The organism is Secundilactobacillus silagei JCM 19001 (assembly GCF_002217945.1).
GTDB lineage: Bacteria > Bacillota > Bacilli > Lactobacillales > Lactobacillaceae > Secundilactobacillus > Secundilactobacillus silagei.
Map to the genome: position 1 here is coordinate 105072 of NZ_BCMG01000004.1, position 25803 is coordinate 130874.

Here is a 25803-nt window from a genome sequence, read left to right on the forward strand (position 1 = left end):
GCGCTTTGTAGTGTAAAAATTAAAGTAAAACGGTAATTAAAATCAACGCACTGGCAACTTGGATAATCATCAGGCCACCGCCGTATAAAGCCAGCTTCTTACCTGCTTTAATGAAGGCCGCAAAGTTTAGCCGCAGTCCAATAGCGGCTAAGGCGGTCACTTCACACCAGCTAGATAGCCCGTGAGCGAATCCAGAAATTGCGGGGTCAAAGTGGAACCAAGAATTGAGCGCACATAACACCACAAAGCCAATCACGTACCAGGGCAGTGCCCGTCGCCAGCTATTTTGCACGCTGGTTTCGACCCCCTTAGCTGACTGGTTGTGCTGGTGGATCCGGCTAAAAATGACGACCACCGCAACCAGCATGATGATTCGTAAAATTTTAAACAGCGTGGCGTAAGTCGTGGTGGGGTCGTTGACCATGGTGGCACTGGCAATGACTTGGCCCACTGACTGGACGGTACCGCCAATGAGCGCACCTCGTAGAAAATTATTATGGTGAAAGGCCAATAAACTAATCACTGGCAGCGTCAGCATGAGAATCGTCCCCGAAAGGTTCACCAGGGTGACCGCGAGTCGTTTATCTTCGTCCTTGGCTTCAATGGCGGGGGTAATTGCCGCAATTGCTGAAGACCCGCAGACGGCATTGCCACCAGCCATCAGTAACGTCATGCCCTCTGAAAAATGCAGCCGTTTTCCTAATAGCAGAGCACCGCAAATGGTAATGGTCATCTGCAATAAGATGAAGATGATCCCTGTTAAATGCAATTCACGAATCGTCTGGAAGGTGATGGTGGCCCCCAGCAAAAGTACGGAGTATTCCAACAGCCGTTTTTCTGACCAAGCGGTCCCACTCTGCCACATGGGCTGGCGGATAACGGTATTACCAAGCAGAATACCGATTAATAAGGCGACGGTGGGAGCACCGATTCCCTTGATTAAGTAGGAATTGATCAATTGACTAATAATGGCAATGATGAAGCTAAGCATAAGTCCTGGCAAAACTGCCCGTTCAGGTTTCACTCATATCGCGTCCTTTCTATGTACTTGTTGAAGTATACAGAAATTGGTATCATTAATAAAATATTAAAAATTAATAGGTTCTATTAAGAATCTTAATGAAGAGGAGAACCACCGTGAATAAACTCTTGATCACCTTTATGGCCGTCTATGAGACCCGTAATTTTTCGTTAGCGGCTAAACAGCTCTTTATTTCTCAACCCAGTGTTTCGGTGCAGATCAATCAGTTGGAAAAACAGCTGGGTATCAGTCTGTTTGATCGCAGCGGCCACCGGCAAGTACAGCCCACACCGGCGGCAGTTCGGCTGTATAGCACTGCTGAACAACTGCGGCGAACCTGGGAACAGGGCGTTGAGCAGCTCAAACAATCAGTCAAGCAGCCGAAAATCAAAGTGACGTTGGGTTTCTCACAAACCACTTCGGTTGAATTATTGCCGCGGGTGATGCAATCACTGTTAGCGGATGCTCGCTTCCAATTTAAAATTCAAACGATGAACTCTGAAAGCATTCTGCAGGCCGTCGTTGATCGGCGCGTTGCGTATGGCATCATTGAAAAACCGATCGTGGCCGATTACATCTTGCAAACGGAGCTTCCAGGAGACCAGCTGGTTCTAGCTGGCCATCCAAATGAAAAACTGTGGCTGTTACGTGAGCCGGGTTCCGGTGTGCGCCACTATACAGAAGCCTACTTGCATGAACAAGGTATCGTACCGCAGCAAACGCTAGTCGTTGACAGCAACCAGAGTATTATTGGTCTGCTGACTCACGGAATTGGAAAAACGCTGATGTCTGAAGGCATCTTGCCCAAAAAGGTTATCCGCCAGTCAATTGGGGAACAGTATCATCGGCATTTTTATCTAATTGGTCTGGATCAACAGCCCAACGCTCAGTTAGCTAGTTTAAGGGTGGTACTGAGCCGGGTCATGAAGCAATAACTGGCGTCTAATGGGTTGCCCTTAGTCGCCACAATCGCTATGATTAACTTATATCATTGAATATACAGGGTAAGGAGTGAGATCGATGTTTAGTATGCGACCGAAATGGGGATTTGATTGGCACGAATTGATTACGGGTGTTTTAAGCCTGATTGCGGCTTACGTCGTCGTTGGGATACCGCGAGTTAGTCTAACAGCGATGGCAGTGATTTTTGGTCTTTTAGCGATTCTCAGTGGACTGACGACGTTATCTGGTGTTAGCAAGTTGCGTGAGTTTGTCGGTAACTGGGCTAATGCAGCTTTGGTGTTTGCCGTGATCGATTTATTGATCGGGGTTTTCTTCATCGTTAAGCCTAGCAGCGGCATTGTGGTGCTGGGGTACCTAGTGGCCTTCTGGTTCTTGATTGACGCGGTTGAACGGTTAATGGTGGTGGGACACCTGCGTGACTTTGGTTCGGGCTACTTTATTGCCTCGCTGATTTTAGACATTTTGTCATTGCTGATTGGCATCATGCTGCTGATCAACCCCGTGATTGCCATCATGTCGATGACGTGGTTAATTGGGTTTTACCTGATCGTTTTTGGCATCAATGCGATCATGCTCGCTTTTGCACGCCGATAATCAACGGTTAAATATAGTAATAATAAAGAACTGCCAGTGAAACTTTAATGATTGGCAGTTATTTTTTTGCAAAACACCCGGTTAAAATTAGTAATGAAACGCCTGGTGTGTTAGAATGTTTAAATGATTGTATTGATTGGAGATAGAGCGATGAACGATGATGTACAATTAGTCATTATTTCTGGAATGAGCGGTGCTGGTAAAACAGTTGCCATGCAGGCCTTTGAAGACCTCGGCTATTTTTGTATCGATAATATGCCGTCGTCATTAATGAGCAAGTTCTGGGAGCTGGTTCAAGAAACCGGCAAAATCAAAAAAGTTGCCGTTGTGATCGATTTGCGGACGAAAGCTTTCTACGACGAAACGTTTCAAATGACGGATGATATTTCAAATCTAAATCGGTCTGATTCAGCTCAAATCGTCTTCTTAGACGCAGATGATGAGACACTGGTTTCACGCTACAAGGAGACTCGGCGCTCCCATCCACTGGCCCGAAATGGCCGCGTAGTGGATGGTATTAAAGCGGAACGGAAACTATTGGCACCCCTGAAGCAAGCGGCCCAGTTAGTCATTAATACGACGCAATTATCACCGCGTAAGTTGCGGGAAGAAATTTTCCATAACTTCGAAGCCGGCGACATTGAGAAATTTCACATTGAATTGATGTCGTTTGGGTTTAAATACGGCTTGCCAATTGACGCAGACATCGTGATGGATGTGCGGTTCTTACCCAATCCTTACTATCTGCCAGAACTTAAAAATTTAACTGGCGTCGATCAGCCGGTTTATGATTACGTAATGAAACAGCCGGAAACGGAATCGTTTTATCAGCAATTTTTAGGCTTATTAAAATCAACCTTGCCCGGGTATAAACGGGAAGGTAAGAATAATTTAACCATTGCCATTGGCTGCACCGGTGGACAGCACCGGTCAGTAGCCTTGGCTGAGCGGATCGGCAATGCGCTGGGAGAAGATTACCCCGTGCACATTACCCACCGTGATATTTCAAAGCGAAAGGAATCAAATTAACTATGATGGAAGAACGGCATCGACCTAAGATCGTGGTGATTGGTGGGGGAACAGGCTTACCAGTCATCTTGCGCAATCTTAAGGAACAAGATGTAGACATCACTGCCGTGGTAACCGTGGCAGACGATGGTGGCTCATCTGGAATTATTCGCAATTATGTAAACGTCGTGCCACCTGGAGATATTCGTAACGTCGTGGTGTCACTGTCGCAATTATCACCTTTGATACTGCAGCTGTTTCAATACCGGTTTGACAGTAAGGACCAATTCTTTGCCGGCCATGCGCTAGGTAACCTAGTGATCGCCGCCTTGTCTGAAATGAAGCATGGCATCTTTGACGCGGTTCAGGAACTTTCAGATATTATGCAGGTCGATGGCCACATTTACCCGGCTGCCAACGAACCGTTGGAGCTCAATGCCGAATTTTCTGATGGTTCCACATTGACTGGCGAATCAGAAATCACGGCTGCGCACAAGCTGATCAAGCACGTGTGGGTGACTTCCAGTGCCCACAAAGACGTTGCCCCCAAGGCCGTGGATGAAGTGATCGACGCCATTATGGATGCGGATCAGATCGTGCTGGGACCGGGGAGCTTATTTACCAGTATTCTGCCTAATCTAATGATCGGTAACGTTGGTGACGCACTCCGTAAGACGCAGGCTGAAGTGGTTTATATTTGCAATATCATGACTCAAAAGGGTGAAACCGAAAAGTTCACGGATGCCGACCACGTACGCGTTTTGAACCAGCATTTAAAACAGCAGGTCATCAATACGGTACTGGTCAACACCCAAAAGGTACCGGATGAATACATTGATTACCAACGCTGGAACGAGATGTCCCGCCAAGTCGTCCATGATTTCCATGGGCTGCGTGAACAGGGTTGTCGGGTGATTTCTGCCGATTTCCTGGAACTGCGGGATAACGGGGCCTTTCATAACGGCGAGCTGGTGGTTAACGAACTGATGAACCTGTTGGGGCAGGTCACATCGAGGTCTGCTGAAGGGAGGTAGTGCCAATGTCATATGCCAGTGAAGTCAAAAAAGAACTGACGACACTCGTTGTTCACCGTGACAATGCCAAGGCTGAATTGATTGCTTTGATCCGGATGAACGGGTCGATTGCAATCTCTAATCATCACTTTGTGCTTAACATTCAAACCGAGAATCCGGCCATTTCACGACGGATTTACCAACTCTTGAAGCAGTTTTATGATGTGGAAAGTGAGTTAATGGTCCGGCGTAAAATGAAGCTCAAGAAAAACAACCTGTACATTGTCCGGGTAAACGAAGGCACTGATAAAGTTCTAGCTGACCTAGGAATTTTTAAGGACGGTCAGCTAACTGAAAAAGTGTCGCCTGAACTGTTAAAAAGCGATGGTCAGGTTCGGTCGTATTTAAGAGGCGCCTTTTTGGCTGGTGGATCAGTTAATAATCCGGAAACATCGCGTTATCATCTGGAGATCTATTCCGTTTATGAAGACCATAATCAGATGATTGCGGACATGATCAATCATTATGATCTGAATGCCCGGACGACGGCTCGGCGTGGCGGCTTCATTACCTACATTAAAGAGGGCGAGCGGATCGCTGATTTTCTCTCCTTAATTGGGGCTTCGAGTGCCATGCTTAAATTTGAAGATGTGCGTATCATGCGTGATATGCGTAATTCAGTGAACCGGCTAGTTAACTGCGAAAATGCCAACATGGATAAAGTGGCTAACGCATCGACCAAACAGATCGAAAACATTAAGTTTATTCAATCAACGGTAGGCTTAGACCAACTGCCGCCTAAACTGCGGGAAGTGGCTGAGATTCGGATGGCGAATAGTGAGGTCAGCTTGAAAGAACTGGGGGCCATGCTGCCCAGTGGTGCCATTTCAAAATCTGGCATCAATCATCGGCTTCGCAAGATCAGCGACTACGCGGATAGTTTGAAAACCGCTAAAGTAGTATAGAAAAAAGGCGAATTCCTGGGAATTCGCCTTTTTTGATATACTTTTAAAAATTATTTACGATCTTTTGTGCTGGTCATAATTGAATCGATCAAACCATAATCAACCGCTTCTTGAGCCGTTAAGTAATGGTCACGTTCAGTATCAGCGTTGACCCGGTCAATTGGTTGACCAGAGTTATCGGCTAAGATCTTGCTGATCATCTTACGAGCCTTCAAGATTTCTTCGGCCGCAATTTCGATTTCAGTTTGTTGACCTTGAGCACCACCAGATGGTTGGTGAATCAAGACTTGTGAGTGTGGCAATGCAAAACGCTTGCCCTTGGTACCAGAAGATGCCAGCACACTAGCCATTGATGCCGCCATACCAGTAACGATGGTTTGAACATCAGACTGGATGAAGTTCATGGTATCATAAATCGCCATACCAGAAGTAATGACACCACCTGGAGAGTTGATGTATAAGTAAATATCTTTCGTAGAATCTTGCGCATCCAAGAACAAGAGCTGGGCGATGATGGCGTTGGCCATGTCGTCTTCAATTGGACCGGAAAGCATGATAATTCTGTCCTTTAACAGGCGAGAGTAAATATCATAAGCACGTTCGCCGCGGGAAGATTGTTCAATAACCGTAGGGACTAAGTTCATAGTCTTGCAGCCTCCTTATGATCTATATTGTATTAGTCATTTGACTAACTATTTGGTAGTTTAACCTAAAGGTCAAAAAAGGTCAAACAAAATCACTTCGTTTATGAAAGTCAGCTTGTTTGGCGCAATGCCCACGTTTAGAATAACATATTTTGAGTAAATCGACCGTTTGAACGCTCTTATCAATTGTTTTCCTATTATGCGACTTGATTTGACACTGCCTGAATAGATTAGCATACTAGAAATTAAATTAGCTGTTTGACAGGGGACGAGTTTATGACGTGGTTACTGATTATTTTGCCAGCTTTAATGGCTGGCTTAATTCAAGGAATGACGGGTTTTGGTGCCGTGATTATTATGATGATCTTTTTTCCGTCGATTTTACCGATGACGCAAGCTGCCGGCATCGGCGGGATCATCATGTTGCCCAGTGAAATTGCGTTAGCACTGCATTACCGGCATGATTTTAAAATTAAACGGGTGCTGCCGGCGCTGGTCGTGTATGCGGCAGTGGCAACCTGGTCTGTTCAGCTAGGTAAGGTATTAGATACGCACGTTTTGCGGTTGATGTTAGGGGTGCTGCTCATCGCGCTTTGTATCTACTTCTTGGTTTCTAAAAACGCGGATAGCCGCCATTATCCTTGGTATGTTGCCATTCTTTTCATGATCATTTCAGGGTTCTTCAGCGGGTTGTTTGGCATCGGCGGGCCGTTAATGGCGCTTTATTTTCTGTCGCTGTCCAAATCAATGCCGGAATACCTTGCTAACGTCCAAGGTTTCTTCTTGTTCGATGGGCTCTATATCACGAGTATTCGAGTGGTCAGTGGCATTTTAGTTGCCCGGCTGGTGCCCTATATCTTAGCCGGCATGCTGGCGGGGGTAATTGGTACAATGGTAGCTTCCCGTTTATCCAGCCGGTGGGATTTAGCGACGATCAAGCCTTGGATCTACCGGTTTATTGGGTTAGCAGGACTTTATTATTTGTTCTTTTAGATGATGCAAAAAAAGCAGGCTACCAAATTGGTAACCTGCTTTTTTGAAAGCCGTGATTTTACTGATGCGCCCGGGGGGAATCGAACCCTCATTTCAAGAACCGGAATCTTACGTGCGATCCATTACACTACGGGCGCATATATCTGCTTTACAACACTAGAATACTATACCTGAATTTGTATATAAATTCAAGGGGAAATCCAATAATTGCGATAGCATTGATGTGATATTAGAAACTTGGTAAGTTGTTTGCATTTAACTAGGCCCCCTGCTATAATCTTGTTTGTGGGTAATGATAAGTACCCATTAAATTTTGACCTGCATGGGTCACATTACGTCACCATGGGACATATGCTGTCCCATCTGATGGTGGAGAGTTGGTTAAAACTATGGATCTTGAGTGGAAATGGGTGAATGCGGTTGTTCCGAAAATGACCCAGAAACTGCTCAGACGCTATTCGCTGCTGTTGATGATTCGACAGACGCAGCCAGTTGGCCGCCGCTCTTTGGCTGAACGATTGGCGCTTACCGAACGAACGGTGAGAACCGATCTCGACAGTTTGCTTGACACTGGATTAGTCTCAATGCAGACTAACGGTGTGTGGCTGACTGATGATGGCCAGACAGCAATTCTGAATTTACAGCCACTGGTAGCGGATCTAACGGGTCTTCGTAAGAAGGAGACACAGCTCAAAACCCGGCTTGGCTTAAAGGATTGTCTGATTGTTTCTGGCGATTCAGATGACCGCTCAGACGTTAAACAAACGATGGGCGAGGCTGCTAACGATTTACTGCGACAGCAGCTGCCAGCTGGTGAAAGCGTTGTTGCCGTCATGGGCGGGACCACAATGGCCGCTGTCGCCGAAACGTTATCAGCCACGTTAGCTGATAACCGGCAATTAACTTTTGTGCCGGCTCGGGGCGGTATGGGTGAATCCCCTAAGATTCAGGCCAATACAGTTTGCGCGCGAATGGCTGAAGCAACCAATGGTCATTTTCAAGCACTGTATCTACCCGAGTTAAGTTCCAAGTTAGCATCAACATCATTACGTCAGGAACCAGCCATTGCGCAGACCCTTGATTTGATCGACCACGCCAACGTGGCGATTCATTGTGTGGGTGATGCCATGGCGATGGCCAAACGACGTCAAATGTCCGCTGAGGTAACGGCAACGTTAGTTAACCGGCACGCAGTTGGGGAAGCTTTTGGTGATTTCTTTGATCAAAATGGTCAAATCGTTTACCGGGTTCCCAAGCTAGGCTTGTCGATCTCAGATCTGGATCGAATGGATCTGGTCGTTGCAGTTGCTGGTGGCCACAGTAAGGCTGCCGCAGTTGAGGCATATTTCAAAATTCCTCCGGCTAAAACATTTTTAATCACGGACGAAGGATTAGCTGACATGATTTTAAAGAAGTGATACTATATACTAGTGTCGCTGTTTAAAATAATTATTTTTTTAACTTCCTAAAGGAGGAAAACACAGTTATGACTGTAAAAATTGGTATTAACGGTTTTGGCCGTATTGGACGTTTAGCATTCAAGCGGATCCACGAACTTCATTCTAACGACATCGAAGTAACAGCAATCAATGATTTGACTACTCCTTCAATGCTGGCATACCTTCTAAAGTATGATTCAACACATGGTCGTTTCCCTGGCGAAGTTTCAGCAACTGATAAAGGTATCGTTGTTGACGGCAAGGAAATCCCTGTATATGCAGAACCAAAGGCACAAAACATTCCTTGGGTTAAGAACGACGGGGTTGACTTTGTTCTCGAATGTACTGGTTTTTACACTTCAGCAGAAAAGTCACAAGCTCACTTGGACGCCGGTGCAAAGCGTGTCTTAGTTTCAGCTCCTGCAGGTGACATTCGTACTGTTGTTCCAGGTGTTAACTTGGATACCTTAAAGGCTGATGACAAGATTGTTTCAGCTGGTTCATGCACAACCAACTGCTTGGCACCATTAGCTTACTTCATGAACGAAGAATTCGGCATCAAAGTAGGTACTATGACTACTATCCATGCCTTTACTTCAACTCAACAAATTCTTGATGGCCCTCGCGGTAAGAAGATGCGTAACAACCGTACTGCAAGCATCAACACGATTCCTCATTCAACTGGTGCAGCTAAGGCTATTGGCTTAGTTATCCCAGAATTGAATGGTAAATTACAAGGTCACGCACAACGTGTTGCCGTTGTTGATGGTTCATTGACTGAATTAGTTGCTATCTTGAACAAGAAGGTTACAGCTGACGAAGTTAACGCAGCAATCAAGAAGCACACTGTTGACAACGATGCCTTTGGTTACAACGATGACGAAATCGTTTCAACCGACATCATTGACGACCCTCATGGTTCAGTATTTGACCCAACTCAAACTGAAGTTACCTCTGCTGGCGACGCTCAATTAGTTAAGACTGTTGCTTGGTACGATAACGAATGGGGCTTCACTTGCAACATGGTTCGTACCTTGTTGAAGTTTGCTTCACTTTAATATTTAATTAGAAAAAACTAAAAGGCGGAGGAGGGAGACTTTCTCCGCTTTTTACAACAATTGACTTGTACCATAGGTCACAATGATCAACTTGATATAAATCAGGAGGACTTAAAATTGGCTAAATTAACAGTTTCAGATTTAGATTTAAAGGATAAAAAAGTTCTAATGCGCGTGGACTTTAACGTGCCGATTAAAAACGGTGTGATTGGCAACGATAACCGGATCGTCGCTGCATTACCAACCATCAAGTACGTTATCGAACACGATGGTAAGGCTATCTTACTTTCTCACCTTGGCCGGGTTAAGTCAGAAGACGACAAGCCAGGTTTATCAATGCGCCCAGTTGCAGAACGGCTTTCTAACTTACTGAACAAGCCCGTTACCTTCGTTCCCGTAACTGAAGGCAAGCAGCTTGAAGATGCCATCAACAACATGAATGACGGTGATGTTTTAGTAATGGAAAACACCCGTTACGAAGATGTTAAGAACGGTGAACAAGTTAAGCGCGAATCAAAGAACGATCCAGCCTTAGGCAAGTACTGGGCATCCCTTGGCGACGTCTTTATTAACGACGCTTTCGGTACTGCTCACCGTCAACATGCTTCTAACGTTGGTATCGCTTCTAACATGCCACAAACCGCTGCTGGTTTCTTGATGGAAAAGGAAATCAAGTTTATCGGTGGTGCCGTTTCTCACCCGGCCCACCCATTCGTTGCTATCTTAGGTGGTGCTAAGGTTTCTGATAAGATCGGTGTTATTGACAACTTATTAGACAAAGCCGACAAGGTCATCATCGGTGGTGGTATGACTTATACTTTCTACGCTGCAAAGGGTATGAAGATCGGTAACTCATTAGTTGAAAAAGACAAGATCGATTTAGCTAAAGAAATCATGGACAAGGCTGGCGACAAGTTAGTATTGCCTGTTGATTCCGTTGTTGCTGAGAAGTTCGATAACGATGCTGCTCACAAGACTGTCGAAGGCGACATTCCTGATGGCTACATGGCCTTAGATATCGGCCCTAAGTCAATTGCTCAATTTGAAGACGTTTTGAAGTCAGCTAAGTTAGTTGTTTGGAACGGACCTATGGGTGTGTTCGAAATGAGTAACTACGCTGAAGGTACCCTTGAAATCGGTAAGTACTTAGGTACCTTGACTGATGCCACAACCATTGTCGGTGGTGGTGATTCAACTGCTGCTGTTCAACAACTTGGTGTTGGCGACAAGCTGACCCATATTTCTACCGGTGGTGGTGCTTCATTGGAATACCTTGAAGGTAAGACTTTACCTGGTATTGCTGCTATCAGTGAAAAGTAAATCAACTAAAGAAGCTGGGATGACTGTCCCGGCTTCTTTGCTAGTTTTTAGTTGTTAAGCTGATTTCTAAAAATGGCGATTAACTTCACTAGCTAAAACGGTTTCATTTCGATAGAATGGTGTTGTGTTTAAATGACTGAACAAAGGAGCGTTAACTGTGCGGATACCACTGATTGCGGGTAATTGGAAGATGAATAAGTCTGTCGATGACGCCCGCTCGTTTATGCAAATTGTGTCAGATCAGCTGCCTGAACCGGATCAAGTTGAAACGGCGATTGCAGCACCGGCTATTTTATTAGAAACGATGATTGAAGCTAATGGAGCAGATCGATTAAGAATTGGTGCTGAAAATTGCTACTATGAGGATGCTGGTGCCTTCACTGGTGAAACTTCACCGCAGGCACTAGACCAAATGGGCATTCCCTACGTCATCGTCGGTCATTCTGAACGGCGAAGTTACTTTAACGAAACCGATGATATTATTAACCGGAAAGTCCACGCGGTTTATCGCAATCACATGACACCGATTTTGTGCTGTGATGAAACGATGGGGCGCTTAGAAGCCGGCGAAAAAATTCACTGGGTGGTCAGTCAAGTAACTGGTGCTTTAAAAGACATCACCGATGCCCAGGCGCGCCAGCTAGTGATTGCCTACGAACCCAGCTGGGCCATTGGCAGTGGCAAATCCGCTTCGGCTGATCAGGCTGAAGAGGGCTGTTATCTTATTCGTCAGACGGTTGCTGATTTATATGGTGACGATGTCGCTAACCAGATGCGGGTTTTATATGGCGGTAGCGTCAACCCAGAAAATATTTCTCAGATTATGGCGAAGCAAAATATCGATGGTGTTTTGGCTGGTGGCGCTAGTCTGGACCCAGAAACATTTCTGCAATTGGTCCACTACCAAAAATAAACTCAAATAGTAATTGCAAGTTCAAAGGTAAACTAATAGAATAGACTGCGGGGAATTGTTTCCCGCTAGGATAAACTTTCATAAGGAGAGAATATAATGTCAATTATTTCTGATATTTACGCCCGCGAAGTCTTAGACTCACGTGGTAACCCAACTGTTGAAGTTGAAGTCTACACAGAAGCCGGTGCAGTTGGCCGTGGAATCGTACCTTCAGGTGCTTCTACTGGTGAACATGAAGCCGTTGAATTACGTGATGGTGACAAGTCTCGTTACGGTGGCAAGGGTGTTACTAAAGCCGTTGACAACGTAAACAACATTATCGCTAAGGAAATCGTTGGTTACGATGTAACTGACCAAATTTCTATCGACAAGGCTATGATCAAGTTAGATGGTACGCCTAACAAGGGCAAGCTTGGTGCTAACGCTATCTTAGGTGTTTCATTAGCTGCTGCTCGTGCTGCTGCTGACGAACTTGAAGTTCCGCTATACAACTACTTAGGCGGCTTCAATGGTCACCTTCTTCCTACTCCAATGATGAACGTTATCAACGGTGGGAAGCATGCTAACAACAAGGTTGACTTCCAAGAATTCATGATCATGCCTGTTGGTGCACCTTCTATTAAGGAAGCTGTTCGGATGGGTTCAGAAACCTTCCATGCTTTGAAAGCTATCTTAAACGACCGTGGCTACTCTACTGCCGTTGGTGACGAAGGTGGATTTGCTCCTGACTTGAAGAACAACGAAGAACCATTCGAAATCTTAGTTGAAGCTATCAAGAAGGCTGGTTACAAGCCAGGCAAGGATGTCGCAATTGCCTTTGACTGTGCCTCATCAGAATTCTACAACACTGAAACTAAGACTTACGACCTTAAGGGTGACGGTAAGTCATACACTGCTGAAGAATTTGTCAGCTTACTTGAAAGCATCGTTGACAAGTACCCAGTTGTTTCAATCGAAGACCCATTGGACGAAAACGAATGGGAAGACTGGCAGATGGCTACTTCTCGCTTAGGCAAGAAGGTTCAAATCGTCGGTGATGACTTGTTCGTTACGAACACTGATTACCTTGCAAAGGGTATCAAGATGGGCGTTGCTAACTCAATCTTAATCAAGCTTAACCAAATCGGTACTTTAACTGAAACTGTTGAAGCCGTTGAAATGGCCAAAGAAGCAGGTTACACTGCTATCATTTCACACCGTTCAGGTGAAACTGAAGACACCACCATTGCTGACTTAGTTGTTGCATTGAACGCTGGTCAAATCAAGACTGGTTCAATGAGCCGTGGCGAACGGATCGCTAAGTACAACCAATTGATGCGTATCGAAGATCAACTTGGCGAAGTTTCAGACTACAAGGGCATTCACTCATTCTACAACTTGAGCGAACAAGCTCGCGAAGCTATCCAAAACAAGTAATAAATGAATTGAGGCAGCTTGTCTCGATCCCATAAATTAAGGGTTCTCAAATGATGACTAACATCATTTGAGAACCCTTTTTTATTTCTAATTTTAATCGACTGTTCTTGCGTAGTTAATGGCATAACGAGAAAGGAGAACAACACGCAATGAAGTATAGTCGATTATTACTCGGAATAGCAGTGGCAATGGGAGTCGGGCTGACTGGCACTAAGGCGAGTGCTGCTCAGGGTGCATTTGAGCCCTATAAATTAACGTATGAGGTGACGAGGAGTGTTTTAGATGCAGGATCATCACAAATAAGACGAAATTTACCTAAGGAAACTGATACTATTTCAGTGGAAAAATCAATTCATGGGGTTACCGGAACTTTAGCTAACGGAACGAGGACTTATAATCTGCAATCCATTTTCCCAAATTATTATAATTCTGATGGGAATACCATGGTTGTTAAGATTCTGAAAGGTGAAACAAATCCGCCTTTGGTCAGTATGAAGCTGTTTGCAAACAGCGAAAAGCCGAAATTAAGGTATGTGCTTGAGAATCCTGATGCAACCAGAAGTACTAAGCAATTTACTGATTATCAGTATGATTATGGTTCAGTTGATGGTATTTGTCGGCCAATTCTGGTAAAACCGCTAGAAGATGACTATTCTTTAGTGACTAATAAAGATGTCGTGATTACCCGGAACATGGCACCGATTGAGACTACCATTCATCGTCAAAATATTGATTATCAGATTACCTATGAGACTGTTGATGGGGAAAAGGTGGCTCATGAAGGCCTGGATACGGATAGTACAGCTACCTATAATCAGGTGACTGAAAAATTAAATCAGCTTTCTGATCAGGTCAAGACTGCAGGTTATCAAATTCAATCGCGTAAAGTCAGTTATGATGAAGCAGGTAATGGTAATATCCAGTTTGAAATTAAAAAGAATTCAGATAAGCAACCGGAAAAACCGGCTCCACAACCAGGGCAATCGGATATAGGGTCAAATCAGCCAGAACAACCAGATACAGGTTCAAAACCAGGTTCAAAACCAGGTTCAAAACCAGGTTCAAAACCAGGTTCAAAACCAGGTTCAAAACCAATACCTGCACCAACTCCTCAACCATTACCAATTGAGAACCCCAATAATAACAGTTCTAACCCCATAGCCCAGCCTGAAGCAAACGGGAACACCAATCACTTAGATAACAATGCAACGTTGACCCAGTCACCAGAATTTAAAAGGTTGCTAGACCAGTTTAACCAACTGCTGGATCGGTATACTAAATTATTGGAGAAACAACCAACATCCCAGCATAAAAAGACTCGGCGTAAACTTGTTCACACAAAACATAAAAAACGTCAAGTTAAACAGCGAAAACATCATTCTAAAAGCAGTAAAGCTAAAAAACATGGTCAGCGTCTGAAACACCGTCAATCAAAACACAAGCACCATTCCAAAAATAATCATCGTTCACACCCTAAAAAGCACGCTTAAAGCGACACGAATTAAACCAAAAGCCCGATTTTACATCGGGCTTTTGCTTACATATGCTAAAATAATAGCCGAACGAAAATGTTAGGAGTATGACATGAACGATAGACAACGTAAAAAAATTGATTTCTCGCGGATCAATGCGGTAGCCCAAGGAATCTTGATTGGACTCATTGCTGGCGTGGTCGTGAGCGTTTTTCGCTTATTGATCAGCCATGGGCTGCTATTAGTCCAATGGTTCTTTCGCCAAGCTAATCAGCATTACTGGCTACTTGGCGTTTGGGTCGTTATTAGCGTTTTATTGACGTTACTGATTGGCCACTGGCTAAAGCAAACACCAGAAATCAAGGGCTCTGGGATTCCTCAGGTTGAAGGTCAACTGATGGGCGAAGTGGAATATCAATGGTGGCCGGTGCTGTGGAAAAAATTCGTTGGGGGTGTGCTGGCTATCGGTAGCGGTCTGTTTCTGGGGCGTGAAGGGCCTTCCATTCAGTTGGGTGCCACGGTGGGGCAAGGATTTGCTGCCGGCCGGAAGATTTCGGGTAATAAGCGCCGAATTTTGATTGCCAGCGGTGCTTCAGCTGGATTGTCGGCGGCGTTTAATGCGCCCATTGCTAGTTCTTTGTTTATTTTAGAGGAAGTTTATCATAATTTTTCCACGATGGTGTGGATCACGGCACTTGCCAGTGCGATTGCCGCTGATTTTGTGTCAACGTTCTTCTTTGGCCTAACACCGGTCTTGCACATTAGCTATGTGCACGCTTTACCGCTGGAACAGTACGGCTGGCTGATCTTGCTGGGGTTATTATTAGGCTTGTTTGGCCGGCTTTATCAGTTAGTCGTATTAAGAGTCGGTGCTTGGTATCACAAGTTGAAATGGCTGCCGGATGAATATAATAGTTTAATTGCCTTTATTCTCCTGATTCCGGTTGGCCTATTTCTACCGCAGATCTTAGGCGGTGGGAATCAGCTGATCGTTTCCATCGGTGGCCGGGCTCCCGGTATTATGATCTTACTGATCGTTTTTGTCGTCCGGTTCATTTATTCCATGATGGCGTATGGAACGGGCTTGCCTGGTGGTATTTTTCTGCCGATTTTAACCTTAGGCGCAGTTTTAGGGGCTTTATTTGGACAGGTACTGGTAGCTTGGCATTTAGCCAGTCCAGCGGTGGTGCCGATCTTTACGATCACGGCCATGGCCGGCTACTTTGCGGGTATCAGTAAGGCGCCGTTTACGGCAATCTTACTGATTACTGAGATGGTGGGGACGCTGCAGCATCTCATGCCGTTAGCCGTGGTTTCCTTGATTGCTTACTTGACCGTTGACGTACTGGGTGGGACGCCCGTGTACGCAGCTATGTTGGAACAGTCACTTCAGAAGGCGCATCACGGACAGTCGCAGCCAGTGACCCAGTTAGAGTTCCCGGTGTTTGAGAACGCCATTATCGACGGTCAGCAGACCCGTGATGTGAACTGGCCAGAGGGCACGCTGTTAACTGAGATCAAACGTGGTGAACGCGTGATCGTGCCCCATGGCGATACGGTGATTCGCTTAGGGGATACGCTATTATTAAACGTACCGCAAAAAAGACTGTCACACGTTCGGCGAAAAATGAAACAGCTAACCGGAGAATAGCCAGTTTTGAGGTTGCTAACAATCGGAATTTGAGCCACAGGGTAGTAATCTTTCGCTTTTTATGATAAATTGTATAGAGGTATTGTCGGAGACAAAAGGTGTAATAGGAGGCAATTTCTTGTACAATTTACTGTTAACATTACTGATGATCGATAGTGTACTTATTATAATTGCAGTGTTAATGCAACCCGCTAAGCAAGACGATGCAATGTCTGCCTTAAGTGGTGGCGGTACAGATTTATTTTCCCATCAAAAGGCTCGGGGCTTTGAAGCATTCATGCAAAAAGCAACTGTTGTTTTGGGAGTAATTTTCTTTGCGCTGGCGTTAGTATTAGCCTATCTATCTTCACACTAGCAATAGATCCTCCTGTGATGACCACAGGGGGATTTTTAACTTTTTACCACCACTGACCGGAGGTGAATAGAGATGATTCAGCTGCCAAGATCCTTCTTTTTTGAAGGTGGGCCCCAAGCAGTCATTTTAATGCACGCCTATGCTAGCAATTCCAACGACGTGCGGATGCTTGGTCGGTACCTGCAACGGCTGGGCTATACGATCTATGCCCCGATGTTCACCGGTCACGGGACGGCTGAGCCGGCTGATATTTTAACGCAGGGGTCGCCGGATGCATGGTGGCGAGATACGAAGCAGGCCATTCAATTTCTGCGTGATCGCCAATTTACGCGCATCAGTATTTTTGGTCTATCCTTGGGCGGTATTTTTGCGATGCGGGCGTTAGAAGAAGACGCCCATTTACTGGGCGGCGGATCGTTTAGTTCCCCCGTCATCGCGTCTGAGAAAAATAACCTCGTACCAGAATTTATCAAGCTGGCCAAAGCCACGTATCAGTACCTGAAAGTTGGCGATGAGGAACAGCAGCGACGTTTAGACTGGATAACAGCGCATCTGCCAGACCAATTAGTCCAGATTAGGCAGTTTTCTGGTCGGGTAGCCGATAGACTGGGCAGTATCCAGCAACCGACGTTTGTTGCTCAGGGTGGTCAAGATGAGCTGATCGACGCGCAAAAAGCGTATGCATTGCGGAACGCCTTGACCCATAGTGAGGTCAGCTTTCACTACTATCAAGATGCCGGGCACGTTATTACGGTCAATAATGCTCATCAGCAACTTGAACAAGATTTAACAGTTTATTTAAAACGGATATTTAACTAAGTACCACAAAAACAAATACTAAATTAATGAGGAATAAATCGTGGAAGATAACAATTTAAAGCAACAGATAACGGATTTGCTTCGTGCAAATCCCACAAAACGATTCCGGGTTGAAGACGTTTCCGATGCCCTTGGGTATCATGGCTCGGCAGCGTTTAAACTGATCGTGCAAGAATTTGCGCGGCTGGAACGCGAAGAAATCGCCGTGGTCACTAGTGAAGGTGAATTTCAATTAAATGAAAAGGCCCGGACACTCACTGGTGTATTTCACGCCAATGATAAGGGCTTCGGGTTCGTCGCTTATGACGACGAATTACCGGATGCTTACATCGCACCTGATAACACCATGCTGGCGTTAAACGGTGACACGGTCAACATGGAAATTGTCCGTGCTGCTGACCCGCATTCAGATCGCGGTCCAGAAGGTAAAGTCACGGGCATCGAAGAACATCACTACACACACGTGGTAGGTGCCTTCCAGCAAACCGATGACGATGCTGGCTATTTCGGTCAAGTTCGGTTAACCGATAAAAAGTTGAACCGGTACAAGTTTTATGTGGTAGATACCGGCTTAAAGCCAACGCCCGGTGAAGTTGTGACCGCAGAAATCACGGAATATCCTAACTCTGATCACCCATTAGCGATGGTCGGAATTGCCAAGAAAGTCATCGGTAGTGTGGATGATCCTGGGATCGATATCCTGCAGATCGTGTACGCGCATGACATTCCAGCTGAATTTCCTGAGGACGTTTTACAGGAAGCTGACGCTATTCCAGATCACGTTACGGAAGCCGAAATGGCGGGTCGTGAAGACATTACTGATCAAGACTTAGTCACGATTGATGGTGAATCATCAAAAGACTTGGATGATGCGGTTACCGTTTGGAAGTTAGACAATGGTAACTATCATTTAGGGGTGCACATTGCCGATGTGTCGCACTACGTTAAGGAAGGCTCACTGATTGATCAGGAAGCCTACAAGCGTGGAACCAGTGTCTACCTGACTGACCGGGTTATCCCAATGCTGCCACGGCGGTTATCAAACGGGATCTGTTCTCTAAACGAGGGCGTTTTGCGGCTATGTATGAGCTGTGAAATGGAAATCGATCCGCAAGGGAACGTCGTTAAGCACCGGATTCATCCAAGTGTCATGAAATCAGCAGCACGGATGACCTATACCGATGTGAATAAGATCTTGGAAGCACACGATGATGCCACCCGTGAAAAGTATGCCAAGTTAGTGCCAATGTTTGAAGCCATGGGCGAACTGCATAAAGTGTTATACAAGCAGCGTAAGCGCCGTGGTGCCATTGACTTTGATGATCAAGAAGCAGAAATCATTGTGGACGAAACCGGTCACGCCATTGACATTAAGTTGCGGGTTCGTGGCTTAGCTGAAAAAATGATTGAATCATTTATGCTGGCTGCTAACGAAACCGTTGCTGAACACTATAATAAAGCAAAAGCACCGTTTATCTACCGGGTTCACGAAACCCCAGATGGTGAACGGGTCAAGAGTTTCTTCGAATTCTTAACGGCCTTTGGGATCAACGTTAAGGGTGATCCTGATCATTTGCGACCAAAGACGCTGCAAAGCGTGCTGAAATCAGTTGCTGGTAAGCCTGAAGAAGCAGTTGTTTCAGTGATGATGCTGAGAAGTCTAAAACAGGCTCGATACACCGATCAATCCTTGGGTCACTTTGGGTTAGCTGCGAAATACTACACCCACTTTACGTCACCAATTCGACGTTATCCTGACACCATGGTTCACCGTCTGATTCATTTTTACGAAGAAAACGGCATTAATGCTAAGAGTAAGGAACGCTACGCAGATCTGCTAGAAGAGATTGGAATCCATTCATCAGAAATGGAACGTCGTGCGGTCGATGCCGAACGGGATACTGATTCCATGAAGAAAGCCGAATACATGGCTGACCATCTTGGTGAAGAATTTGACGCCACTGTCAGTTCTGTGATGAAGTTTGGGATGTTCATTGAATTACCGAACACGGTTGAAGGTTTGATTCACATTAGCCGCTTAACGGATGATTATTATGAATACGTTGAAAAGTATCTGGCACTGGTTGGGCGTAAAACTCACCGGACTTACCGAATCGGCCAGCCGGTCAAGGTCAAGGTCGTTAACGTAGACAAGGAACAATCACAAATTGACTTTGCGCTAGTTGATCCGAAAGCAGCACCAGTTTCTGACTTGCTGCCAAAGCGCGAACACCACAGTTATTCTGGCAACCGCAATCGTAATGGTCGGCCAAACGATCATCGCCATTCTCAAAATAATGGTAACCGTAACAATAAGAACGGTAATCGCAATGGTGGCCGCAATAATAACGTCCACCATACGAGAAACCAGACCCAATCTGGTAACCGTTCAAATCACAAACCAAGTCATTAATCTTTAGAAATGAGGTGAGGACTGTTGGCCAAAAGAAAAAATAAACCAACTAGCAAGAATGTCATGGCTCAAAATAAAAAGGCGCGGCATGATTATGCGATCCTCAATACCTATGAAGCAGGTCTGGTACTAACCGGGACCGAGATCAAATCGATTCGCGCTAAACGGGTGAACCTGACCGATGGGTTTGCTCAGGTCCGCAATGGCGAAGCTTGGCTCATGAACATTCATATTAGTGAATATACCCAAGGTAATCGCTTTAACCATGATCCGCTGCGTAACCGCAAGCTGCTCCTGCATAAGAAAGAAATTGCTCGACTGGCCGGCGAAACGCAGGATAAGGGAATTACAATCGTTCCTTTGCGCATCTACCTCAAAAATGGTTTTGCCAAAGTGTTACTTGGCGTTGCCAAAGGGAAACACGAATATGATAAACGTGAAACCATCAAGCGTCGTGATCAGGATCGTCAAATCGCACGTGTGATGAAACACTATTAATCAAAAAGAGCACCTGTTAATCAGTTTGTAAACTGATTAACAGGTGCTTCTTTTAATGTAACATTCGGTGCCAAACTTGGTGATTGGCATAGTGCCAAGCGTTGCTGCCGTGTAGGCCCAATTGCCGATTGAGTGTCGCGTGCCAAGCTTGAGCGGGCGTTTTCAACTGGCTGTGGCCGCTTGCCCAGTGATCTAGGGTAGCCGCGATACAGATACAGATCGGTTCCAGCTCTTGAGTCGCAATTTTCATTTCCCGCAGGTCACCATCGCCACGAGAATTCATGATCATGGTGGTGCCGTGATAAATTTTATAATTACCAGAGACTAAATTACCAACGATGATCCAGTGCAGATTGCTGATGTAGATCATTTGGTTAAAGAAACCCAGGCGTTTTGAAATGGCACCCACTTTTTCACCCTGATAGTAAATATCAAAGTGGGGGAGCAGGCCCAGTGAAGTTTGGTGCAGTTCTGCGAGCAGGTCGCCATCAATTTGGTACAGTGAAAGGGCGTCTTGATGACGTCCCCATTTACCAACTAATAGGTAAATTGAGCGTCGATCTTCATCACGAACGACGCTGGCCCCCTTAGCGGCTAAACTGTCTTGTCGAATGTACAGTGTGCGCATGGAAGCCCCTCCAATCATTTTTGTCAAATTTAATTTACATTATTTAACATTCATTCTAACATGGATAGACGATAAATTGAGCTTAATCAACTGGCTATTTTTAGATTGTCAAAGCCCAATTAATTTTCGAATTGGCAGGTGGTCACTGATTGGACTGGAGTGGTATCAGTCAAAAGTAAAGGTTGACCGTTCAAACTATTTTTCAGCGTTTTCACTAATAATTTGTGAAAATCTATGATAGAATGAACGTTGAGGTGTTGGGAATGAAACCGTTTATTCATAATGATTGGTGGCCCGTTTTGGAGCCTGAGTTCAAAAAGGCATATTACCAAAACTTACGCGCTTTTCTGGTTCATGAGTATCAGACGCAAAATATCCATCCGGACATGTTTCATATTTTTGAAGCATTTGAATGGACGCCCTTTTCGAAGGTCAAGGTCGTGATTTTAGGGCAGGATCCCTATCATGAACCCAATCAGGCGCACGGGCTGAGTTTTTCAGTCTTGCCTGGGGTTCAGATCCCACCGAGTCTGAGAAATATTTATAAGGAATTGCAGTCTGATTTAGGCATTAAGCCCGTTAACCATGGTTATCTGGAGAAGTGGGCGAAACAGGGGGTTCTCCTGTTGAACTCAGTTTTGACCGTTCGTAATGGCCACGCTTTTTCCCACAAAGGAAAGGGCTGGGAACAGTTAACGGACGCGGCGATTCATAAATTGTCAGAGCGACCAACTCCCGTAATTTTCATTTTATGGGGGCGAGCGGCGCAAAGTAAGATCAGTCTGATCGACACGAAAGCCAATATTGTGATTCAATCAGCTCATCCAAGTCCGTTATCAGCTAATCGGGGCTTCTTTGGGTCAAAGCCGTTTTCTAAAACCAACATCGCACTAAAATCACTTGGAGAAACACCCATTGACTGGCAGTTACCTGAGCACGTTACTGCTGAGGAACCAACACCACAGCAAGAGGCGTCAAAAGAGAATTGACTAGTCGGAATCTCAAAATCTGGAGGTCTATATTTTGGAACTTTTTGATAGTTTGAAGCAAAAGATTAGTGGTTTGAACAAGACAGTTGTCTTGCCTGAAGGTGAGGACATCAGAATTATTGGTGCCGCCAGCCGATTAGCATCGGAAAAATTACTGCAGCCGATTTTACTTGGTGACGTTGATAAGATCAAAGCCACTGCCAAGGAAAAGGGCTTTGATCTAGCTGGCGTTAAGCTGGCCGACCCAACCAAGGCATCTGACGATGAAAAAAAGAAGATGCTGGATGCTTTAGTTGCACGCCGTAAGGGTAAGAATACCCCAGAACAGGCAGCTAAAATGCTGGAAGATCCTAACTATTGGGGCACTATGCTGGTTTATCTCGGTGAAGCGGATGCCATGGTTTCAGGTGCCATTCACCCAACTGGTGATACGGTTCGGCCAGCACTGCAGATCATTAAGACCAAGCCAGGCGTTAAGCGGATCAGCGGTTACTTCATCTTGCTGAAAGGTGACGAACGCTTGATCTTTGCTGATTGTGCCATCAACATTGACTTGGATGCTGCCGGCATGGCTGAAGTGGCTGTGGAAAGTGCGCAAACGGCTAAGAAGTACGACATTGACCCGAAAGTTGCCATGTTAAGCTTCTCAACTAAGGGTTCTGCTAAAGCTGACCAAGTTACTAAAGTTCAAGAAGCAACCAAGTTAGCTCAAGAACAGGCACCGGACATTGCAATCGACGGTGAACTGCAATTTGATGCCGCAGTTGTTCCAGAAGTGGCTGCCAGCAAGGCACCGGGTTCAAAGGTCGCTGGGCACGCTAACGTGTTTGTCTTCCCAGAACTTGAAGCCGGCAACATTGGTTACAAGATTGCGCAACGGTTAGGCGGCTATGAAGCCGTTGGTCCGCTGCTGCAAGGGATGAACGCACCAGTGTCAGACTTGTCACGTGGCTGCAACGAAGAAGACGTTTATAAAGTCGCTATCGTCACTGCCGCACAAGCTGTTTAAATTGAATTTTTAAATTAAAAAATCTTGGAGCTGTCGGCAGCGTCGTTGCCCCAGCTCCTTTTGAGTTAAGGAGTAATCATGACAGTTACAGTTAAAGTTTCAACACCAGAAGAGACCATGACGATTGGCCAGCAAATTGCACCGTTATTGGCGCCAAAAGACATTATTTTATTGGATGGTGACCTGGGTGCCGGTAAAACGACCTTTACTAAGGGTCTAGCGGCCGGATTAGGCATTAAACGCAACGTTAAGAGTCCTACCTTCACCATTATTCGCGAATATCAAGACGGCCGAATCCCGCTGTACCATATGGACGTTTACCGATTAGAAGATGGCAGCGGCGATGAACTGGGGCTAGAGGAATACTTCAATGGTGACGGTGTCAGCGTTGTGGAATGGTCAAAGTTTGTAGCCGATGAGCTGCCCGCTGATTATTTACGGATTGCCTTTAAGCGGTTAGATGATCTGGGCGAAAATCAGCGTGAATTAACGTTTGAGCCCCATGGCGCAAGGTTTGTTACCATGGTCAAACAATTACAGGAAAAACGTCATGGCAAATGAGCCGGAGTTAACGCTTCGAAAAGCACTGCCAACGGATACGCAGGCCACGTTAAAGTTACTCAAAAGCCTTAAAACGGAATCGACCACTTTTGAAGATACCAGCGATGACGTTGATCCAGCGACCGAAAGCGAACAGATCAAACAAATTAGCAAGTCCAATCAGCAGCTATTGCTGTTAGCTATCTTAGATGGAAACCCAGTTGGATTAGTCACCATCTTGCCGACTTCGACAGACGGAACCGGTGAAATTGGTGTCGCGGTCCTGAAGCAGTATTGGCGAAAGGGCATTGGTCGGGAACTCATGTTAAGCGGTCTTGATTGGGCAGCTTTAGACAGTTCCTACGAAATTATTTCACTGACCGTGCAGGCACGTAATCAACGGGCCGTAAAACTCTATCAAGATATTGGGTTTCAGACCACGCAAAAATTACGGGTGACCACCTCAGCTGGTGAAGTAGTTGCAGCCTATGAAATGCAGTTAGCGGTGAAGTAGTTTTTTGAATTTTAATGAACATAAATAAGCCTAATTACCAGCTGTCTGGTAACTAGGCTTATTTTTGGTGTTAATTATTCAACTCATCAGGCCAGTTTAATAAACGGCTTAATAGCTTCCTGGCCAAAAGTGTTAGTTTCTGATAGTAAAATGTTGGCGCAGGCTAAACTATCATCCAGCGCATTGTGGTGGTGTTCCAGTGAAATTCCCAGCGCGTCAGCTACGGTGTTGAGCTTATGGTCTGCCAGCGTGGGTAAAAATTGCCGGCTGGTTTTTACCGTGTCCAGTGTGAGGTAGGCTGGTGAGGTCATTCCGTAATGGTTTAAGGTTTGGCGCAGTACGCTGTTATCAAATTGCGCGTTGTGGGCAATTACCAGCTGTTCTGGCGTGAATAGGGATTGAATGTGCGGCCAGACCGTTGGAAAATCCGGCGCATCAGCAACGTCAGCTTCGTGAATGCCATGGATCTGGACGTTGCGCCAGAAAAAGTCAGTGTCAGGTTTGATCAGCGTGTAAAACTCATCTGCTACCTGACTGTTACGAACGATAGTCAGTGCCAAGGAACAAGCAGAATAGCGCTTGCCGTTGGCGGTTTCAAAATCCATTGCGACAAAGTTCAATAGTGCCACTCCTTTCAAGTTATCCAAATTATACGTGAAGGCCAGTGGTTGTCAAGGTAATTGGACAGTGGTCCGAACCGAAAATGGTGTCTTTAATGTCAGCGGATGCTAGCTTAGGCTGGAGGGCATTACTGGTAACAAAGTAGTCGATTCGCCAGCCAGCGTTACGATCACGGGCTTTGAACCGGTAGCTCCACCACGAGTAACGGTCGGTAACATCGGGATAGAAATAGCGGAAAGTATCGGTATAGCCACGTCCAAGTAAACGCGTAAAGGCTTCCCGTTCCTGATCCGTAAAGCCAGCACTTTTATGGTTAGTTTTCGGATTACGAATATCAATTTCTTCGTGTGCCACGTTTAGGTCACCGCATAAAATGACCGGTTTCTTTTGGTTTAACTGGTCGAGGTAATCTTGAAAGGCATCTTCCCAGCCCATCCGAAACTCAAGCCGTTTAAGGCCCGTACCCGAATTAGGCGTGTAACAGGTGACCAGGTAAAAATCCGTGTATTCCAAGGTGATCACACGGCCCTCATGGTCAAATTCATCGGTGCCAATATCATAGGTGACGTTAAGTGGATCATGTTTGGTAAAAATAGCGGTGCCTGAATAACCCTTCCGGTCGGCAGAATTAAAGTATTGGTGATATCCGGGCAACTCTAGCGTGAGCTGATCGGGTTGCATTTTCGTTTCTTGAACGCAGAAGAAGTCCGCGTCTAAGGTGTTAAAAGTAGTCATAAAATCATGTTTAACAGCGGCCCGCAGACCGTTGACGTTCCAACTGACAAATTTCACGGCAGTCAACATCCTTTCTTGATACATCGTTTAGTTTTATTTTAGCATTTTTAAGCGGTGCTAGGTGATTGCTGATCATGATTACAAGCGGGGAAAAGACGGTACTAATGGAGCTAACCTTTTGTTTGTACCGGTTGGCATGGTATGATATTAAT

26 protein-coding genes and 1 tRNA gene are annotated in these 25803 nt (G+C 45.5%); 21 read left to right on the forward strand and 6 right to left on the reverse strand.

Translation table 11 applies throughout. From position 1 onward, the window contains the following. Positions 1 to 19 precede the first annotated feature (19 nt). Complete coding sequence (locus CES79_RS04830) at positions 20 to 991, reverse strand: YeiH family protein (RefSeq protein ID WP_089136563.1); 972 nt, start codon at positions 989 to 991, stop codon at positions 20 to 22. A 146-nt stretch (positions 992 to 1137) separates the two neighbouring features. Here CES79_RS04830 and CES79_RS04835 point away from each other — a divergent pair, with 146 nt between their 5' ends. From CES79_RS04835 to whiA, 5 genes are all read left to right on the forward strand, one after another. Next, positions 1138 to 1956, forward strand: coding sequence for a LysR family transcriptional regulator (locus tag CES79_RS04835; RefSeq protein WP_159459459.1), 819 nt, complete (start codon positions 1138 to 1140; stop codon positions 1954 to 1956). Positions 1957 to 2041: 85 nt separating this feature from the next. Next, on the forward strand, positions 2042 to 2578 hold the full coding sequence (locus CES79_RS04840; RefSeq protein WP_054654141.1) for an HdeD family acid-resistance protein: 537 nt from the start codon (positions 2042 to 2044) through the stop codon (positions 2576 to 2578). A gap of 150 nt (positions 2579 to 2728) precedes the next feature. Continuing rightward, the gene (gene rapZ, locus CES79_RS04845) at positions 2729 to 3607 is read left to right on the forward strand and encodes an RNase adapter RapZ (protein ID WP_089136487.1); all 879 of its coding nucleotides are present in this window, start codon (positions 2729 to 2731) and stop codon (positions 3605 to 3607) included. A gap of 2 nt (positions 3608 to 3609) precedes the next feature. Then, positions 3610 to 4620, forward strand: a complete 1011-nt coding sequence (mgfK, locus tag CES79_RS04850) for a gluconeogenesis morphogenetic factor MgfK (protein ID WP_054654140.1) — start codon at positions 3610 to 3612, stop codon at positions 4618 to 4620. A 5-nt stretch (positions 4621 to 4625) separates the two neighbouring features. Next, on the forward strand, positions 4626 to 5564 hold the full coding sequence (gene whiA / locus CES79_RS04855) for a DNA-binding protein WhiA (protein ID WP_089136488.1): 939 nt from the start codon (positions 4626 to 4628) through the stop codon (positions 5562 to 5564). A 50-nt stretch (positions 5565 to 5614) separates the two neighbouring features. Here the strand turns inward: whiA and CES79_RS04860 are convergent, their stop codons facing one another. Then, the gene (locus CES79_RS04860; protein WP_054654139.1) at positions 5615 to 6208 is read right to left on the reverse strand and encodes an ATP-dependent Clp protease proteolytic subunit; all 594 of its coding nucleotides are present in this window, start codon (positions 6206 to 6208) and stop codon (positions 5615 to 5617) included. 276 nt (positions 6209 to 6484) lie between these two features. Here CES79_RS04860 and CES79_RS04865 point away from each other — a divergent pair, with 276 nt between their 5' ends. Further along, entirely contained in the window at positions 6485 to 7201 is a 717-nt protein-coding gene (locus CES79_RS04865) for a sulfite exporter TauE/SafE family protein (RefSeq protein WP_089136489.1), read from the forward strand. Between the two features lie 65 nt (positions 7202 to 7266). Here CES79_RS04865 and CES79_RS04870 read toward each other — a convergent pair. Beyond that, a tRNA-Arg gene (locus CES79_RS04870) sits at positions 7267 to 7338 on the reverse strand. A gap of 252 nt (positions 7339 to 7590) precedes the next feature. Between CES79_RS04870 and CES79_RS04875 the strand changes: the two genes are divergently transcribed. The 11 genes from CES79_RS04875 to smpB all read left to right on the forward strand — a co-directional run bounded on the left by CES79_RS04875 (position 7591) and on the right by smpB (position 20555). Next, positions 7591 to 8619: a sugar-binding transcriptional regulator gene (locus CES79_RS04875; RefSeq protein WP_054654138.1), complete on the forward strand. Its 1029-nt coding sequence runs from the start codon at positions 7591 to 7593 to the stop codon at positions 8617 to 8619. A 68-nt stretch (positions 8620 to 8687) separates the two neighbouring features. Further along, a complete protein-coding gene (gene gap / locus CES79_RS04880) occupies positions 8688 to 9698 on the forward strand; it encodes a type I glyceraldehyde-3-phosphate dehydrogenase (protein ID WP_054654137.1) in 1011 nt (336 codons plus the stop codon). Positions 9699 to 9815: 117 nt separating this feature from the next. After that, positions 9816 to 11018: a phosphoglycerate kinase gene (locus tag CES79_RS04885; RefSeq protein WP_089136490.1), complete on the forward strand. Its 1203-nt coding sequence runs from the start codon at positions 9816 to 9818 to the stop codon at positions 11016 to 11018. Between the two features lie 157 nt (positions 11019 to 11175). Next, entirely contained in the window at positions 11176 to 11931 is a 756-nt protein-coding gene (tpiA, locus tag CES79_RS04890) for a triose-phosphate isomerase (RefSeq protein ID WP_054654136.1), read from the forward strand. 96 nt (positions 11932 to 12027) lie between these two features. Continuing rightward, positions 12028 to 13347, forward strand: a complete 1320-nt coding sequence (gene eno, locus CES79_RS04895; protein ID WP_054654135.1) for a phosphopyruvate hydratase — start codon at positions 12028 to 12030, stop codon at positions 13345 to 13347. Between the two features lie 149 nt (positions 13348 to 13496). After that, positions 13497 to 14837, forward strand: a complete 1341-nt coding sequence (locus CES79_RS04900) for a hypothetical protein (protein WP_089136491.1) — start codon at positions 13497 to 13499, stop codon at positions 14835 to 14837. A gap of 94 nt (positions 14838 to 14931) precedes the next feature. Next, a complete protein-coding gene (locus tag CES79_RS04905) occupies positions 14932 to 16470 on the forward strand; it encodes a ClC family H(+)/Cl(-) exchange transporter (protein ID WP_089136492.1) in 1539 nt (512 codons plus the stop codon). 118 nt (positions 16471 to 16588) lie between these two features. Continuing rightward, complete coding sequence (gene secG / locus CES79_RS04910) at positions 16589 to 16825, forward strand: preprotein translocase subunit SecG (protein ID WP_054654132.1); 237 nt, start codon at positions 16589 to 16591, stop codon at positions 16823 to 16825. Between the two features lie 72 nt (positions 16826 to 16897). Continuing rightward, on the forward strand, positions 16898 to 17644 hold the full coding sequence (locus tag CES79_RS04915; RefSeq protein WP_089136493.1) for an alpha/beta hydrolase: 747 nt from the start codon (positions 16898 to 16900) through the stop codon (positions 17642 to 17644). A 40-nt stretch (positions 17645 to 17684) separates the two neighbouring features. Continuing rightward, positions 17685 to 20057, forward strand: a complete 2373-nt coding sequence (rnr, locus tag CES79_RS04920) for a ribonuclease R (protein WP_089136494.1) — start codon at positions 17685 to 17687, stop codon at positions 20055 to 20057. Between the two features lie 24 nt (positions 20058 to 20081). Further along, entirely contained in the window at positions 20082 to 20555 is a 474-nt protein-coding gene (gene smpB / locus CES79_RS04925; RefSeq protein WP_089136495.1) for an SsrA-binding protein SmpB, read from the forward strand. A 52-nt stretch (positions 20556 to 20607) separates the two neighbouring features. Here smpB and CES79_RS04930 read toward each other — a convergent pair whose 3' ends face one another. Next, on the reverse strand, positions 20608 to 21183 hold the full coding sequence (locus CES79_RS04930; protein ID WP_054654130.1) for an LURP-one-related/scramblase family protein: 576 nt from the start codon (positions 21181 to 21183) through the stop codon (positions 20608 to 20610). Positions 21184 to 21446: 263 nt separating this feature from the next. On the opposite strand from CES79_RS04930, the gene CES79_RS04935 reads away from it, so the two are divergent. The 4 genes from CES79_RS04935 to CES79_RS04950 all read left to right on the forward strand — a co-directional run bounded on the left by CES79_RS04935 (position 21447) and on the right by CES79_RS04950 (position 24235). Beyond that, positions 21447 to 22172, forward strand: coding sequence for a uracil-DNA glycosylase (locus tag CES79_RS04935; protein ID WP_054654129.1), 726 nt, complete (start codon positions 21447 to 21449; stop codon positions 22170 to 22172). 34 nt (positions 22173 to 22206) lie between these two features. Next, the gene (pta, locus tag CES79_RS04940; protein WP_054654128.1) at positions 22207 to 23181 is read left to right on the forward strand and encodes a phosphate acetyltransferase; all 975 of its coding nucleotides are present in this window, start codon (positions 22207 to 22209) and stop codon (positions 23179 to 23181) included. 78 nt (positions 23182 to 23259) lie between these two features. Continuing rightward, positions 23260 to 23742, forward strand: a complete 483-nt coding sequence (gene tsaE, locus CES79_RS04945) for a tRNA (adenosine(37)-N6)-threonylcarbamoyltransferase complex ATPase subunit type 1 TsaE (protein WP_054654127.1) — start codon at positions 23260 to 23262, stop codon at positions 23740 to 23742. Continuing rightward, on the forward strand, positions 23732 to 24235 hold the full coding sequence (locus tag CES79_RS04950; protein ID WP_054654126.1) for a GNAT family N-acetyltransferase: 504 nt from the start codon (positions 23732 to 23734) through the stop codon (positions 24233 to 24235). Before tsaE ends, CES79_RS04950 begins: the two co-directional genes overlap by 11 nt. A gap of 86 nt (positions 24236 to 24321) precedes the next feature. On the opposite strand, the gene CES79_RS04955 is transcribed toward CES79_RS04950, so the two are convergent. Further along, a complete protein-coding gene (locus tag CES79_RS04955) occupies positions 24322 to 24855 on the reverse strand; it encodes a 3'-5' exonuclease (RefSeq protein WP_054654125.1) in 534 nt (177 codons plus the stop codon). A gap of 28 nt (positions 24856 to 24883) precedes the next feature. Continuing rightward, positions 24884 to 25648, reverse strand: coding sequence for an exodeoxyribonuclease III (locus tag CES79_RS04960; protein WP_054654124.1), 765 nt, complete (start codon positions 25646 to 25648; stop codon positions 24884 to 24886). Between the last annotated feature and the right edge of the window lie 155 nt (positions 25649 to 25803).